Source organism: Streptomyces longwoodensis (assembly GCF_001514125.1).
Lineage (GTDB): Bacteria > Actinomycetota > Actinomycetes > Streptomycetales > Streptomycetaceae > Streptomyces > Streptomyces longwoodensis.
Genome location: NZ_KQ948562.1, coordinates 16,534 through 31,518, shown reverse-complemented (window position 1 = coordinate 31,518; position 14,985 = coordinate 16,534). Strand labels below are relative to the sequence as shown.

The following is a 14,985-nucleotide window of genomic DNA, read 5'->3' as shown; positions in this document are numbered from 1 at the left end:
GCCGTACGCCCTCAGAGCTTGCGCAGGCGCAGGCGCTGGACCGTGTGGTCGGGGCCCTTGCGCAGCACCAGGGTGGCGCGGCCGCGGGTGGGGGCGATGTTCTCGACCAGGTTGGGCTTGTTGATCGTGCGCCACAGGCCGCGGGCGTAGTCGAGGGCCTCCTCCTCGGAGACCTGGGTGTACTTGCGGAAGTACGAGTCCGGCTTCTGGAAGGCCGTCTGGCGCAGCTTCTTGAAGCGGTTGAGGTACCAGCGCTCGATGTCCTCGGCGCTCGCGTCGACGTACACGCTGAAGTCGAAGTAGTCGGCGAGGCCGACGCGGGTGCGGCCGTCGGTGCCGGGCAGCGCCGGCTGGAGCACGTTCAGGCCCTCGACGATCAGGATGTCGGGCCGGCGCACGGTGAGCTTCTCGCCGGGGACGATGTCGTAGATCAGGTGGGAGTAGACCGGGGCGGTCACCTCGTGCTTGCCGGCCTTGATGTCGGCGACGAACCGGGTCAGGGCCCGGCGGTCGTAGGACTCGGGGAAGCCCTTGCGGGACATCAGGCCGCGGGCCTCCAGCTCCCGGGTGGGCAGCAGGAAGCCGTCGGTGGTGACCAGCTCCACGCGCGGGTGCTCGGGCCAGCGGGAGAGCAGCGCCTGCAGCAGGCGGGCCACGGTCGACTTGCCGACCGCGACCGACCCGGCGACGCCTATCACGAAGGGGGTGCCGGACTGGGAGCCCTGTTCGCCGAGGAAGGTGTTCAGGGCGCCGCGCAGGCCGTCCGTGGCGCCGACGTAGAGGTTGAGCAGCCGGGACAGCGGCAGGTAGATGTCCCGCACCTCGTCGAGGTCGATGACGTCACCGAGGCCGCGCAGCTTCTCGACCTCCTCGGCGGTCAGCGGCAGCGGCGTCTTGTCGCGCAGCGCGCTCCACTCCGTACGGGTGAGGTCGACGTAGGGAGTCGCCTCCGGCCGCTGCCGGTGGGCGCTCCGGGGCATCGGGGAGACCGGAGAGATCACAGTCCATTGTTAACGGAGTTTGAACGGCGTGGCGGGTGGGGTCCGTCACGCTGCGCGGGACGGGCGGCCGCGCGGGGTCGTACGGGCGCGGGAATTTCCGGAATCGGGCACGCAGGGGCGGTTTCCGGCGGCCCGGGGACCGTAGGCTGCCGCGCATGTGCGGAATCGTGGGTTACGTGGGGGCGCAGTCTGCGCTCGATGTCGTGATGGCCGGACTGAAGCGGCTGGAGTACCGCGGCTACGACTCGGCGGGCGTCGCCGTGCCGGCCGACGGGGGACTCGCCGCGGCGAAGAAGGCCGGCAAGCTCGTCAATCTGGAGAAGGAGCTGGTCGACCGGCCGCTGCCGGCGGGGACGACCGGGATCGGGCACACGCGCTGGGCCACGCACGGCGGGCCCACCGACGCCAACGCCCACCCGCACCTGGACAACGCCGGGCGCGTGGCCGTCGTGCACAACGGCATCATCGAGAACTTCGCCGTGCTGCGCGCCGAGCTCGCCGAGCGCGGGCACGAGCTGGTCTCGGAGACCGACACCGAGGTCGTCGCGCACCTGCTGGCCGAGGAGTTCTCCTCCTGCGCCGACCTCGCCGAGGCGATGCGGCTGGTGTGCCGACGGCTGGAGGGCGCGTTCACCCTGGTCGCCGTGCACGCGGACGAGCCGGACGTGGTGGTCGGCGCGCGGCGCAACTCGCCGCTCGTGGTGGGTCTCGGCGAGGGCGAGTCGTTCCTCGCCTCGGACGTCGCCGCGTTCATCGAGCACACCCGCCAGGCCGTCGAACTCGGCCAGGACCAGGTCGTGGAGCTGCGCCGCGACGGGGTGACGGTCACCGGCTTCGACGGGCGTCCGGCGGACGTGCGGACGTACCACGTGGACTGGGACGCCTCGGCCGCCGAGAAGGGCGGCTACGACTACTTCATGCTGAAGGAGATCGCCGAGCAGCCCAAGGCGGTCGCCGACACCCTGCTGGGCCGGATCGACGCGGCGGGCTCGCTGAGCCTGGACGAGGTGCGGATCAGCGCCGCGGAGCTGCGCGAGGTCGACAAGGTCGTCATCGTCGCCTGCGGTACGGCCTTCCACGCCGGGATGATCGCCAAGTACGCCATCGAGCACTGGACGCGCATCCCCTGCGAGGTGGAGCTGGCCAGCGAGTTCCGCTACCGGGACCCGATCCTCGACTCCCGCTCCCTGGTCATCGCGATCTCCCAGTCCGGCGAGACCATGGACACGCTGATGGCGCTGCGCCACGCCCGCGAGCAGGGCTCCCGGGTACTGGCGATCTGCAACACCAACGGCTCGACCATCCCGCGCGAGTCGGACGCGGTGCTCTACACGCACGCCGGGCCGGAGGTCGCCGTCGCCTCGACGAAGGCGTTCCTCACCCAGCTGGTCGCCTGCTACCTGGTCGCGCTGTACCTCGGGCAGGTGCGCGGCACCAAGTGGGGCGACGAGATCCGCGCGGTGATCCGGGACCTGTCGCAGATCGCGGGTGCGGTGGACCGGGTGCTGGAGACCATGGAGCCGGTGCGCGAGCTGGCCCGGTCCCTCGCCGGCAAGGACACGGTGCTGTTCCTCGGCCGGCACGTGGGCTACCCCGTCGCGCTGGAGGGCGCCCTGAAGCTGAAGGAGCTCGCCTACATGCACGCCGAGGGCTTCGCGGCGGGCGAGCTGAAGCACGGGCCGATCGCGCTGATCGAGGAGGACCTGCCCGTGGTCGTCGTGGTGCCCTCGCCGCGCGGCCGGTCGGTGCTCCACGACAAGATCGTCTCCAACATCCAGGAGATCCGGGCGCGCGGTGCCCGCACGATCGTCATCGCGGAGGAGGGCGACGAGGCGGTCACGCCTTACGCCGACCACCTGGTCCGCATCCCCGCGACGCCGGTGCTGCTCCAGCCGCTGGTGGCGACCGTGCCGCTGCAGGTCTTCGCCTGCGAACTGGCCACCGCCCGCGGCAACGAGGTGGACCAGCCGCGCAACCTGGCGAAGTCGGTCACGGTCGAGTAGGGGCGCGGGCGCGGGCAAGATCCCGGCCGGGGCCTTCTGGTCGGCCGGACCCGCGGGTCAGGAGATGGCCCGCAGCCGGCTACGGCGGCGCGGCGGGCGGCCGGCACGCCGTGCTGCACCTGGAGAACGTCCTGACCGAACTGCACGCCGTGACGATCCGCGACGGCCTCGCCTTCCCGGACCACTTCACCGGGTGGCAGGACGGCGCCCCCCTCGACGCACGGGCCGCAGGCCACGCCAAGACCCTCCTGGACCAGCTGACCTGGTGGGCCGACGCCCTGCGCACGGCCAGAAGGACGTCGCCCTACCCGGCGTGATCGACGGGACACCCCTACGCTGCGGAGCATGAGCATCATCGGGGTCGGTATCGACGTGGCCGAGATCGAGCGGTTCGCGGCGTCGCTGGAGCGTACGCCCGGACTGGCACAACGGCTGTTCGTGGAGCGGGAGTTGCTGCTCCCGAGCGGGGGACGGCGCGGGGTGGCGTCGCTGGCGGCGCGGTTCGCGGCGAAGGAGGCGGTGGCCAAGGCGCTGGGGGCGCCCGGCGGGCTGCTGTGGACGGACGCGGAGGTCTTCGTCGAGGCCAGCGGGCAGCCACGGCTGCGCGTGCGCGGGACCGTGGCGGCGCGGGCCGCCGAGCTGGGGGTGCGGGCGTGGCACCTGTCGCTCAGCCACGACGCCGGGATCGCCTCCGCCATGGTCGTCGCGGAGGGATGACCCACCGGTCCCCGGTTCCGAGCGCCGGTCGCGGACGGTCGGTGTGAGACTGGGGGCCATGCGTACTGCCTATCGCGTCGAGACCGTACGGGCCGCTGAGCGGCAGGTGATGGAGCGGCTCCCCGACGGGGCGCTGATGCAGCGGGCCGCCGCCGGACTGGCCGCCGCCTGCGCCGAGTTGCTGGACCGGGTGTACGGCAGCCGGGTCGTGCTGCTGGTCGGCAGCGGGGACAACGGGGGCGACGCCCTGTACGCCGGGGCCCGGCTGGCCCGGCGCGGGGCCGGGGTCGCGGCCGTGCTGCTGTCGCCCGGGCGGGCGCACGCGGCGGGGCTCGCGGCGTTCCGCCGCGCCGGGGGCGCCGTTCTCGAGCGGGACCGCGCCGAGGACGCCGTCGCCCACGCGGACCTGGTCGTCGACGGGATCGTGGGCATCGGCGGGAAGGGCGGTCTGCGGCCGGAGGCCGCCGCGCTGGCGCGCGCCGCCGCCGCGTCACGGGCCGCGGTGGTCGCCGTCGACCTGCCCAGCGGCGTCGAGGCCGACACCGGCGAGGTGCGCGGGGAGGCGGTACGGGCCGACCTGACCGTCACCTTCGGCACGCACAAGCCGGGACTGCTGATCGACCCGGCGCGCGCGTACGCCGGTTCCGTGCGGCTCGTCGACATCGGGCTGGACCTGCCCGCGGACGGGGCCGAGCTGGAGGCCCTGCAACACGCCGACGTGGCCCGGCTGCTGCCGGTGCCCGCGGCCGAGAGCGACAAGTACCGGCGCGGCGTGGTCGGCGTCGCCGCCGGGTCCGACCGCTATCCGGGCGCCGCCGTCCTGGCCGTCGCCGGGGCCCTGCGGGGCGGCGCCGGGGCCGTGCGGTACGTCGGGGCCGCCGGGGACGCCGTGATCGCCCGCTACCCCGAGACCCTCGTCTCCGACACGGGCCCGGCGAAGGCGGGACGCGTCCAGGCGTGGGCCGTCGGACCCGGGGCCGGGGAGGACGCGGCCACCGTCGCCGAGGTGGTCGCCGCCGAGGTGCCCGTGCTGATCGACGCGGACGGGCTGCGCCTCGCCGACCGGGCCGCCGTCCGCGCCCGCACGGCCCCCACCCTGCTGACCCCGCACGCCGGCGAGGCGGCCGCCCTGCTCGGGGTGTCCCGGGCGGAGGTCGAGGCGGGCCGGCTCACCGCGGTGCGGGAGCTGGCCGAGGCGTACGGGGCGACCGTGCTGCTGAAGGGCTCGACCACGCTGGTCGCCGATCCCGGCGGCGGGGCGCCGGTCCGGGTGAACGCCACGGGCACGCCGTGGCTGGCGACAGCCGGGAGCGGGGACGTGCTGTCCGGCGTGGCGGGCTCCCTGCTCGCGGCCGGCCTGTCGGCGCGGGACGCCGGGAGTGTGGGCGCCTACCTGCACGGCCTCGCCGGGCGGCTCGCGGCGCGGGGCGCGCCGGTGCGGGCGCACCAGGTCGCGGAGGCCGTGGGCCAGGCCTGGCGGGACGTCGTGCGGGGGTAGGCGGGGCCCGGGGGGCGTACGGGGGCGAGGGGGCGTACGGGGGCGGCGAGGGGACGCGCCGGGAGCGGGGAGCCGCCCCGCCACCCCCTCCCGCGGCCGCCCGCGTCGGGAACGCCGGGCCGCCCCTCTGAGACACTGGGCGGGATGAGTGAGACTGCACCACCGCGGGGCGGAACACCGCGCGCCCGCGCCGAGATCGATCTGGCCGCCCTGCGGGCCAACGTGCGCACCCTGCGCGCGAAGGCCCCCGGCGCGGCCTTCATGGCCGTGGTCAAGGCCGACGGGTACGGCCACGGCGCGATCCCCTGCGCCCGCGCGGCCGTGGCGGCGGGCGCCACCTGGATCGGCACCGCCACGCCCGAGGAGGCCCTCGCGGTCCGCGCGGACCCCGCCCTGCCCGCGGACGTCCGCGTCCTGTGCTGGCTGTGGACGCCGGGCGGCCCCTGGCGGGAGGCCGTCGAGGCGGACATCGACCTCTCCGTCAGCGACATTTGGGCGCTGCGCGAGCTGACCGGGGCGCTGCGCGGCACGTCCCTCGTCGCGCGCGTGCAGCTCAAGGCCGACACCGGGCTCGGCCGCAACGGCTGCCAGCCCGCCGACTGGCCCGGGCTGGTCACCGAGGCGCTGCGGGCCGAGCGCGCGGGACTGCTGCGCGTCACCGGCCTGTGGTCCCACTTCGCCTGCGCCGACGAGCCCGGGCACCCCTCCATCGGCGCGCAGCTGTCGCTGTTCCGCGAGATGGTCACGCAGGCGGAGGACCTGGGCGTGCGCCCCGAGGTGCGGCACATCGCCAACTCGCCCGCCACGCTCACCCTGCCCGAGACGCACTTCGACCTGGTGCGCCCCGGCATCGCGATGTACGGCCTCTCACCCGCCCCCGCCCTCGGCAGCAGCGCCGACCTCGGACTGCGGCCCGTGATGACGCTGTCCGCGTCCCTCGCCCTGGTCAAGGAGGTGCCCGGCGGCCACGGCGTGAGCTACGGCCACCACTACGTCACGCCCGGCGAGACCACCCTGGGCCTCGTCCCGCTCGGCTACGCCGACGGGGTGCCCCGGCACGCCTCGGGCACCGGTCCGGTGCTGGTCGGGGGCAAGTGGCGGACGGTCGCCGGGCGCATCGCCATGGACCAGTTCGTCGTCGACCTGGGGGGCGACCGGCCGGCGCCGGGGGACGAGGCCGTACTGTTCGGCCCCGGTGACCGCGGGGAGCCCACCGCCGAGGACTGGGCGCAGGCCGCGGGCACGATCGGGTACGAGATCGTGACCCGTGTCGGCGCCCGGGTGCCCCGCGTCCACGTGAACGAGGGACGAGCGGGGTAACCGCCAGGCAGGGAGTCCCCCTCCGGGGCTCCCGCACGGGGGGACCCCGCCCGGGGCACCGGCCGGACGGCGACGAGGAGCGGTACGTGAGCGAGAGCAGTGCGGAGGCGGTGGCGGGCCTCGCCTCGGCGGCCGTCGCCGCGTCCGCGGCGGGGGCGGCCGGCGGCTGGCGCCGGACCACGGGCATCGCGGGGGCCGCGCTGGGCGTCCTCGCCGCGGGCGCCGCGGCGGGGGTCGCGATCGAGCGGATGACCGTCGGACGGGGCATACGCAGGAAGGCCCTCCTCGCCCTGGACGCGACCGGCCCCTACGGCACGCTGCGCGGCACGCCCGGCACGGCGTACGCCGACGACGGCACCGAGCTGTACTACGAGGTCGACGAGGTCGAGCCGCAGGCCGCGCTCGCCGGGCGCCGGCGCCGCCTCTTCGGCCGCAAGGCCCCCGCCCCGGTCACCGTGGTGTTCAGCCACGGCTACTGCCTCAACCAGGACTCCTGGCACTTCCAGCGGGCGGCGCTGCGGGGCGTCGTGCGCACCGTGCACTGGGACCAGCGCAGCCACGGCCGCTCGGGACGGGGCGTGGCGCAGGTCCAGGACGACGTGCCGCTCACCATCGACCAGCTGGGCCGCGACCTCAAGGCCGTCCTCGACGCGGCCGTACCCCACGGGCCGGTCGTGCTGGTGGGGCACTCCATGGGCGGGATGACCGTCATGGCGCTGGCCGCGCAGTTCCCCGAGCTGATCCGCGAGCGGGTCGTCGCCACGGCCTTCGTGGGGACGTCGTCCGGACGGCTCGGCGAGGTCAACTTCGGCCTGCCGGTGGCCGGCGTCAACGCGGTGCGGCGGGTGCTGCCGGGGGTGCTGCGGGCGCTGGGCCAGCAGGCCGAGCTGGTGGAGCGGGGGCGGCGGGCGACCGCCGACCTGTTCGCGGGGGTCATCAAGCGGTACTCGTTCGCGTCCCGGGACGTCGACCCGGCCGTCGCCCGGTTCGCCGAGCGGATGATCGAGGGCACGCCGATCGACGTGGTCGCCGAGTTCTACCCGGCCTTCACCGACCACGACAAGACCGAGGCCCTGGCCTTCTTCGCGGACCTGCCGGTGCTGGTGCTCGCCGGCATCGGCGACCTGGTCACGCCCAGCGAGCACAGCGAGGCCATCGCCGACCTGCTGCCGGAGGCCGAGCTGGTCCTGGTGCCGGACGCCGGGCACCTGGTGATGCTGGAACACCCCGAGGTGGTCACCGACCGCCTCGCCGACCTGCTCACCCGCGCCGGTGCCGTCCCGGCAGGGGCTACCGTGGGTGGCTATGGAAGCACCAGCAGCACCGCACGACGCGGCTGACCTCCGCCTGACCGTCACCTCCGCCGAGCAGATGCGGGAGCTGGGCCGCGAGCTCGCGAAACTGCTGCGCGCCGGTGACCTCGTGATGCTCAGCGGGGAGCTCGGCGCGGGCAAGACGACCCTCACGCGCGGCCTCGGCGAAGGACTCGGGGTGCGGGGCGCGGTCACCTCGCCGACGTTCGTGATCGCCCGCGTCCACCCGTCCCTCACCGACGGCCCGCCGCTCGTCCACGTCGACGCCTACCGGCTCTCCGGCGGGCTCGACGAGATGGAGGACCTCGACCTCGACGTGTCCCTGCCGGACTCGGTGGTCGTCGTGGAGTGGGGCGAGGGCAAGGTCGAGGAGCTGACCGAGGACCGGCTGCACATCACCCTGCACCGTGCGGTGGGCGACACCACCGACGAGGTACGGCACGTCACCCTCACCCCCGTGGGGGAACGCTGGGGCGCCGTCGACCTGGGCGTGCTGGCGGCCTGAGCCCGGCTCCGGCGGCGGGGCCGGGGCGGGCGGGAGCGTTTGCCGACAGGGTGTCGGCACCGTATTGCGCCGGGAGCGCCGGGCGTGGTCACATGGTACCCAGTTCGTAGTTAGGTCTACCTAACCACGTCCGCCCCCGACCACCAGGAGGCGTCCATGCCCGCTCCCGAGCCCACGGCCGAGCCCCGGCGGCACCCGGCGCCCTCCCTCGTCGCCCCCGCGACTCACGAGGCTCCCGCGGCCCCCGTTGTCGCGGTGTCCACTGGCGCCCCGGTCCCCGCGGTGTCGATGCGCGACCTGCTGGCCTCCTGCGCGGCCGCCGACGCCGTCTCCCGGCCCCCGCGCGCCCCCGAGCCCCACGACCGCCCGGCGTCCCGCGGCCACCGCGAGGCCGCCTGAGCGGTCACGGCCGGGGCGGGCAGGGGCGTCGCATCGCCCACGGACCATGGCCAGGTGCGCCGCTAGCGGATCACGACGACCCGCCTGCCGAGCGTCGCGAAGTCCCACAGCGCGTTCCCGTCCGCGCGCGACGCGCGGATGGCGCCCGTCCGCACGTCCGCCCCCGCGGCGGGCGCCGAGCCGTCCACGGCCGCGCTGAACCCGATCGCCAACCCCTGCGCGGTGGCGAAGCGGACGACGTGCTCCACGGGCGTGCCGTCGGTGCCGGTGACCCGGTTCGCACGGGAGGTGACCGCGTAGGCGCCCGGTGAGGGGTCGAGGGCGCCGGGCGCCACCGTGAAGGTGCGCAGCACCGTGCCGGCCGCGCCGACCAGCCACACCCGGTCGTCGTCCACCGAGTACACGACCCGTTCACCCTTCCCGGAGCCCGACGGCAGCGCGGCCGGCCGGCCGCTGTCGCGGGGCGCCTTGGTGGCGCTGATCCCGGACGTCCGCGCCGCGTCGGCCGGGTGCGCGAGGTCGGCGGGCACGTGCGCCGCCGCCTGCCAGGCCAGGAAACCGACGGTCGCCAGGGCCGTCGCGGTGAGCCCGGCCACGATCCCCGCGCTGCTGACTGCCACCTGCGCCCACCTCTGCCTCGGCTCGTACGGACGTACCGTGTCGCACGGAATCACTGTCTTGTGCGGGTCTGTCGGGATATGTAGGGATGCGGGGTGACGTTAGCAGTCGCCGTGGGTCCCGCCCGGGCGGCGGTGCCGCCGCCCGGGGCGCCGTAGGCTGTTTGCGTGCTCTTGCTCGCTCTGGATACCGCCACCCCCGCCGTCACCGTCGCGCTGCACGACGGGACGGACGTCATCGCCTCGTCGAGCCAGGTGGACGCGCGCCGCCACGGCGAGCTGCTGCTGCCCGCCGTGGACCGCGTCCTCGACGGAGCCGGGCTCACGCTCGACGCCGTCACCGCGGTCGTCGTCGGCACCGGCCCCGGCCCCTACACCGGGCTGCGCGTCGGCCTGATGACCGCCGACACCTTCGGGCTCGCCCTCGGCGTCCCCGTGTACGGCGTGTGCACCCTCGACGGCCTCGCCTACGCCTCCGACCTCGCCGCGGGCCAGGGCCCGTTCGTCGTGGCGACGGACGCCCGCCGCAAGGAGGTCTACTGGGCGACCTACGCCGACGCGCGCACCCGGCTGACCGACCCCGCCGTGGACCGGCCCGCGGACATCGCCGAGCGGGTCGCCGGGCTCCCGGCCGTCGGCGCGGGCGCGCTGCTGTACCCCGACACCTTCCCCGTGGCCCACGAGCCGGAGCACGTCTCCGCCGCGGCCCTGGCCGGGCTGGCCGCCGAGCGGCTGGCGGCCGGCGAGGAGCTGCCCCGGCCGCGCCCGCTGTACCTGCGCCGGCCCGACGCCCAGGTCCCCAAGAACTACAAGGTGGTCACCCCCAAGTGACCGAGCCCGTGACTCCTCGCCTGCGCGAGATGCGCTGGTGGGACATCGACCCCGTGCTGGAGCTGGAGAAGAACCTCTTCCCCGAGGACGCCTGGTCCCGGGGCATGTTCTGGTCGGAGCTGGCGCCCGCCCGCGGCCCGGAGGCCACCCGGCGGTACGTGGTGGCCGAGGCCGGCGACCGGCTGGTCGGCTACGCGGGCCTGGCCTCCTCCGGCGAGCTGGCCGACGTCCAGACCATCGCCGTCGCCCGTGACCACTGGGGCACCGGGCTCGGCGGGCGCCTGCTCACCGAGCTGCTGCGGGCGGCCACGACCTTCGAGTGCGCCGAGGTGATGCTCGAGTGCCGGGTCGACAACGTCCGTGCGCAGAAGCTGTACGAGCGGTTCGGCTTCGAGCCGATCGGCTTCCGGCGCGGCTACTACCAACCGGGCAACGTGGACGCGCTGGTGATGCGCCTGACCGACCCGGCCACCTCCGTGAACGGCGTACAAGGAACCGAGACCCATGGCTGACTCTCGGGACGAGCCCCTCGTCCTCGGCATCGAGACCTCCTGCGACGAGACCGGCGTCGGCGTCGTGCGCGGCACCACCCTGCTGGCCGACGCCGTCGCCTCCAGCGTCGACGAGCACGCCCGCTTCGGCGGGGTCGTGCCCGAGGTCGCCTCCCGGGCCCACCTGGAGGCCATGGTCCCGACCATCGACCGGGCCCTGAAGGAGGCGGGCGTGTCGGCCCGCGACCTCGACGGCATCGCGGTGACGGCGGGACCCGGCCTGGCCGGCGCCCTGCTGGTGGGCGTCTCGGCGGCCAAGGCGTACGCCTACGCCCTCGGCAAGCCCTTGTACGGCGTGAACCACCTCGCCTCGCACATCTGCGTGGACCAGCTGGAGCACGGCCCGCTGCCGGAGCCCACCATGGCGCTGCTGGTGTCCGGCGGCCACAGCTCCCTGCTGCTGTCCGCCGACATCACCTCGGACGTGCGCCCCCTCGGCGCGACCATCGACGACGCGGCCGGCGAGGCCTTCGACAAGATCGCGCGCGTGCTGGACCTGGGCTTCCCCGGCGGCCCGGTCATCGACCGCTACGCGCGCGAGGGCGACCCGGGCGCGATCGCCTTCCCGCGCGGCCTGACCGGCCCGCGCGACCCGGCCTACGACTTCTCCTTCTCCGGCCTGAAGACCGCGGTGGCCCGCTGGATCGAGGCCAGGCGGGCGGCGGGCGAGGACGTCCCGGTGCGGGACGTGGCGGCGTCCTTCCAGGAGGCCGTGGTCGACGTGCTGACCCGCAAGGCGGTGCGCGCCTGCAAGGACGAGGGCGTCGACCACCTGATGATCGGCGGGGGAGTGGCCGCCAACTCCCGGCTGCGCGCCCTGGCCCAGGAGCGCTGCGAGGCGGCCGGCATCCGGCTGCGGGTGCCGCGCCCCAAGCTGTGCACGGACAACGGCGCGATGGTGGCCGCGCTGGGCGCGGAGATGGTCGCCCGGAACCGGGCCGCCTCCGACTGGGACCTGTCGGCCGACTCGTCCCTGCCGGTGACGGACCCGCACGTGCCGGGCCGCACCCCCGCGCAGGACCACGACCACGTGCACGAGCTCGGCGAGGAGAACCTGTACTCGTGACGGTCGCCCTGATGTGGGAGGCGCGGGCGGTCGCCGGGCGCGGCGCCGACCTGCTCGCCTGGGCGCGCGCCCAGCACCTCGCCGGGACCCCGCTGCGCCGGGAGACCTTCCGCGCCCCGCAGGACCGCGTCCTGGTCATCACCTGGTGGGACGCGGCCTACGACGCCGACCTCCCGGAACTGCCCGAGCCGGACGGCACGCTGGTCGGCCGCCCGGTGCACCGCTGGCGGTTCGAGGCGGTGGACTGAGACGGGCGGTGGGCCGGCTCCGGCGGTGGGCCGAGGCGGGCGGCAGGTGCGGCCCGGCGGCGCTCCCTGCACCGCCGGGCCGCCCTCCTCCCCCGGGAGGAACGCCCGGACCACCCCGCCCAGGCGTCCGTGCCGTCGGCCCCGGTGGCGGGGGCGGCCGGTCAGCACGACCAGCACCCCCACGACGCCGGTCGCCACCAGCACGTCCGGCAACCCGCCCGGTCGTGGACCTCCCGTCCGGGGTCCGGTGAGCCACCGGGCTGGTGACGAAGCCGCGACTCCGAATGTTTCGCCGAGTCAGTCGAATGTTCCGGGAACCTATGGCGCCGCCAGGGGTTCGTCAAGGGGTCGCGCGGGGATACGATCGCGGCCATGAGACCCCCCGAGCCCGCTGAGACGCGGACGACCACAGCGCAGGACCGGTCGGCGATGCCTGCGCAAGAACGATCGGCGCCACGGGCCGAGGGCCGGACGGCGCAGACCGCCACCCTCGCGGAGATCGCCCGCGAGGCCGGTGTGTCCGCGCCGACTGTTTCGAAGGTCCTCAACGGCCGCGCCGACGTCGCGCCCGCGACCCGGACCCGCGTCGAGGAGCTGCTGCGCGCCCACGGCTACCGGCGCCGGCGCGCCGAGGCGACCCGCTCGCCCCTGCTCGACCTGGTCTTCCACGAGCTGGAGAGCGCCTGGGCGATGGAGGTCATCCGGGGCGTGGAGAACGTGGCGCGGGACGCGGGGCTCAGCGTGGTGCTCAGCGAGAGCGCGGGTCGGCTCACCCCGGGCCGGACCTGGGCCGACCAGGTCGCCGCGCGCCGCCCGCACGGCGTGGTGCTGGTGCTGTCCGAGCTCGACGAGTCCCAGCGCGCGCTGCTCACCAGCCGCTCCATCCCCTTCGTGGTGATGGACCCGGCCGGCGACCCGGGCGCCGACGTCCCCTCGATCGGCGCGACCAACTGGCAGGGCGGCCTCGCCGCCACCCGGCACCTGGTCGACCTCGGCCACCGGCGGATCGGCGCGATCAGCGGGCCGCCGGCGATGATGTGCAGCCGGGCCCGCATCGACGGCTACCGTGCCGCGCTGGAGACCGCCGGGCTGCCGGTCGACCCGGGGCTGATCAAAACGGGGGACTTCCACCACGAGACCGGCTACCGGCTCGGCCGCGAGCTGCTCTCCCGCCCCGACCGCCCCACCGCGGTCTTCGCCGGCAACGACCTCCAGGCGCTCGGCCTGTACGAGGCCGCCCGTGAGCTGGGCCTGCGCATCCCGGAGGACGTCAGCGTGGTCGGCTTCGACGACCTGCCGGTGGCCCGCTGGGTCGGGCCGCCGCTGACGACCGTACGGCAGCCGCTGACCGAGATGGCCGAGGCGGCGGCCCGGCTGGTGCTGGAGCTCGGCCGCGCCGACGAGGCCTCGGCCGCGACCCGGGTGGAGCTGGCGACGAGCCTGGTGGTGCGGGCGAGCACGGGGGCGCCGGGCGCCGAGTGAGCGGGAGGGGGCCCGCGTCCCGCCGGTGCCCGGGTGGTTCCGGTGGCCGGAAGGTGACGTATTGACGGGTGGTGCGGGCCCCTCCACACTCCTCCGAAGTCAATCGGTGACACGACCGAAACTTTCGAAGGCACCCGCCATGAGATCCTCCAGCACGCCATGAAGTCGGTCACCTTCGGCTTCAACGGCACCTGGAGCGGCGGCAATCCGTGCCGGCCGTGACACTGGGCTGAACGTGAGATTCCCGCAAGAAAGCGGCACCGGCCCGCCGTTCCTCACAGCGCCCTCATAATTCGGACGTACGTTCCTGCTGTGACGCGACACGAGGAGCAGGGCGAGGACGGCGGACACGACGGACGACCAGGCCGGCGGCCGGTCCTGTGGAAGGCCGCCGGGCTCACCCTGGCGGGTGCCCTGGTCCTGGGCCTGGCGGCGGCGGGCTGGGCCTACCGGCACCTCGACGACAACATCACCGGCGTCGACATCGACGGCGCGCTCGGCGACGACCGCCCGGCCAGGGCGGTCGTCACCCCCTCGGCGTCCGGCGCCGACGCCACCCCGCTGCCGACCGGGGCCCTGACCCTCCTGGTCCTCGGCTCCGACTCGCGCAGCGGCAAGGAGAACAAGGCGCTCGGGGGCGGCGACAGCGGCGGCGCCCGCTCCGACACGGCGATGGTGGTGCACGTCGACGCGGGGCGCAGGAGCGCGACCGTGGTGAGCATCCCGCGCGACACCCTGGTGACCCGGCCGTCCTGCCCGCGCACCTCCGGCGGGTCGACGCCGGTCGCGCACGGCGTCATGTTCAACACCGCCTACGAGGTGGGCGGTCCGGTGTGCGCGGTCAAGACCGTCGAGTCGCTCACCGGGGTGCGCATGGACCACTACGTCGAGGTCGACTTCTCGGGGTTCGCCCGCATCGTCGACGCGCTCGGCGGGGTCACCGTCACCACGGACCAGGACATCGACGACGACTACAGCCACCTGCACCTGGCGGCCGGCACCCACCACCTCGACGGCACGACCGCCCTCGCCCTGGCCCGCACCCGGCACGGCACGGGCGACGGCAGCGACCTGGGGCGCATAGGGCTCCAGCAGGAGCTGGTGAAGGCCCTGCTCGACCAGATCGCGCACGCCGGCCTGCTGACCGACCCGGCCCGGCTGTACCGGGTCGCCGACGCGCTCACCGCCGGCCTCACCACGGACACCGGCCTGGACTCGCTGGGCGAGCTGACCGGGCTGGGGCGGAGCCTGTCGGACCTCGCCTCCGAGCGCGTGACGACGGTGACCATGCCGGTGGTCACGGCCCCCTCCGACCCCAACCGGGTGGTGGCGAAGCAACCGCAGGCGCGACAGCTGTGGCAGTCGCTGCGGTAGCCCGGGACCGGGACCGGGACCGGGACCTGGGACCCGGACCGGGACCGGGACCGGGACCGG

General features: G+C 75.1%; 15 protein-coding genes and 1 pseudogene. 14 read left to right on the top strand and 2 right to left on the bottom strand.

Annotation, left to right across the window (positions count from 1 at the left end; translation table 11 throughout):
* Positions 1–11: 11 nt before the first annotated feature.
* The gene (coaA, locus tag AQJ30_RS30270; protein WP_067240309.1) at positions 12–980 is read right to left on the bottom strand and encodes a type I pantothenate kinase; all 969 of its coding nucleotides are present in this window, start codon (positions 978–980) and stop codon (positions 12–14) included.
* 176 nt (positions 981–1,156) lie between these two features.
* Here coaA and glmS point away from each other — a divergent pair, with 176 nt between their 5' ends.
* The 8 genes and pseudogenes from glmS (at position 1,157) to AQJ30_RS30230 (ending at position 8,756) form a co-directional block, all read left to right on the top strand.
* Positions 1,157–3,004 (top strand): glutamine--fructose-6-phosphate transaminase (isomerizing), encoded by a 1,848-nt coding sequence (gene glmS, locus AQJ30_RS30265; RefSeq protein ID WP_067240308.1) that lies wholly within the window; start codon positions 1,157–1,159, stop codon positions 3,002–3,004.
* A gap of 80 nt (positions 3,005–3,084) precedes the next feature.
* Positions 3,085–3,321, top strand: a pseudogene (locus tag AQJ30_RS30260) (NADPH-dependent oxidoreductase); the annotation flags it as partial.
* 28 nt (positions 3,322–3,349) lie between these two features.
* On the top strand, positions 3,350–3,721 hold the full coding sequence (locus AQJ30_RS30255; protein ID WP_067240306.1) for a holo-ACP synthase: 372 nt from the start codon (positions 3,350–3,352) through the stop codon (positions 3,719–3,721).
* Positions 3,722–3,779: 58 nt separating this feature from the next.
* Entirely contained in the window at positions 3,780–5,219 is a 1,440-nt protein-coding gene (locus tag AQJ30_RS30250) for an NAD(P)H-hydrate dehydratase (RefSeq protein WP_079084407.1), read from the top strand.
* Between the two features lie 144 nt (positions 5,220–5,363).
* Positions 5,364–6,539: an alanine racemase gene (gene alr / locus AQJ30_RS30245; protein WP_067240302.1), complete on the top strand. Its 1,176-nt coding sequence runs from the start codon at positions 5,364–5,366 to the stop codon at positions 6,537–6,539.
* 86 nt (positions 6,540–6,625) lie between these two features.
* The gene (locus AQJ30_RS30240; protein ID WP_067240300.1) at positions 6,626–7,879 is read left to right on the top strand and encodes an alpha/beta fold hydrolase; all 1,254 of its coding nucleotides are present in this window, start codon (positions 6,626–6,628) and stop codon (positions 7,877–7,879) included.
* Positions 7,845–8,357, top strand: coding sequence for a tRNA (adenosine(37)-N6)-threonylcarbamoyltransferase complex ATPase subunit type 1 TsaE (gene tsaE, locus AQJ30_RS30235; protein ID WP_067240298.1), 513 nt, complete (start codon positions 7,845–7,847; stop codon positions 8,355–8,357). The genes AQJ30_RS30240 and tsaE overlap by 35 nt, the downstream gene beginning before the upstream one ends.
* 156 nt (positions 8,358–8,513) lie before the next feature.
* Positions 8,514–8,756 (top strand): hypothetical protein, encoded by a 243-nt coding sequence (locus AQJ30_RS30230; protein ID WP_067240296.1) that lies wholly within the window; start codon positions 8,514–8,516, stop codon positions 8,754–8,756.
* A 62-nt stretch (positions 8,757–8,818) separates the two neighbouring features.
* Here AQJ30_RS30230 and AQJ30_RS30225 read toward each other — a convergent pair whose 3' ends face one another.
* Complete coding sequence (locus AQJ30_RS30225; protein ID WP_107119736.1) at positions 8,819–9,376, bottom strand: L,D-transpeptidase; 558 nt, start codon at positions 9,374–9,376, stop codon at positions 8,819–8,821.
* A 165-nt stretch (positions 9,377–9,541) separates the two neighbouring features.
* Between AQJ30_RS30225 and tsaB the strand changes: the two genes are divergently transcribed.
* From tsaB to AQJ30_RS30195, 6 genes are all read left to right on the top strand, one after another.
* Complete coding sequence (tsaB, locus tag AQJ30_RS30220; protein WP_067240295.1) at positions 9,542–10,204, top strand: tRNA (adenosine(37)-N6)-threonylcarbamoyltransferase complex dimerization subunit type 1 TsaB; 663 nt, start codon at positions 9,542–9,544, stop codon at positions 10,202–10,204.
* Positions 10,201–10,716, top strand: coding sequence for a ribosomal protein S18-alanine N-acetyltransferase (gene rimI / locus AQJ30_RS30215; protein ID WP_067240293.1), 516 nt, complete (start codon positions 10,201–10,203; stop codon positions 10,714–10,716). Before tsaB ends, rimI begins: the two co-directional genes overlap by 4 nt.
* Positions 10,709–11,821 (top strand): tRNA (adenosine(37)-N6)-threonylcarbamoyltransferase complex transferase subunit TsaD, encoded by a 1,113-nt coding sequence (tsaD, locus tag AQJ30_RS30210; protein WP_067240291.1) that lies wholly within the window; start codon positions 10,709–10,711, stop codon positions 11,819–11,821. The genes rimI and tsaD overlap by 8 nt, the downstream gene beginning before the upstream one ends.
* Positions 11,818–12,069 carry a hypothetical protein gene (locus AQJ30_RS30205; RefSeq protein WP_067240290.1) on the top strand — a complete coding sequence of 84 codons (252 nt, stop codon included), beginning with the start codon at positions 11,818–11,820 and terminating at the stop codon, positions 12,067–12,069. The genes tsaD and AQJ30_RS30205 overlap by 4 nt, the downstream gene beginning before the upstream one ends.
* Positions 12,070–12,441: 372 nt before the next feature.
* Complete coding sequence (locus AQJ30_RS30200; protein ID WP_079084406.1) at positions 12,442–13,551, top strand: LacI family DNA-binding transcriptional regulator; 1,110 nt, start codon at positions 12,442–12,444, stop codon at positions 13,549–13,551.
* Positions 13,552–13,863: 312 nt separating this feature from the next.
* A complete protein-coding gene (locus AQJ30_RS30195) occupies positions 13,864–14,925 on the top strand; it encodes an LCP family protein (protein WP_079084405.1) in 1,062 nt (353 codons plus the stop codon).
* Positions 14,926–14,985: the final 60 nt, after the last annotated feature.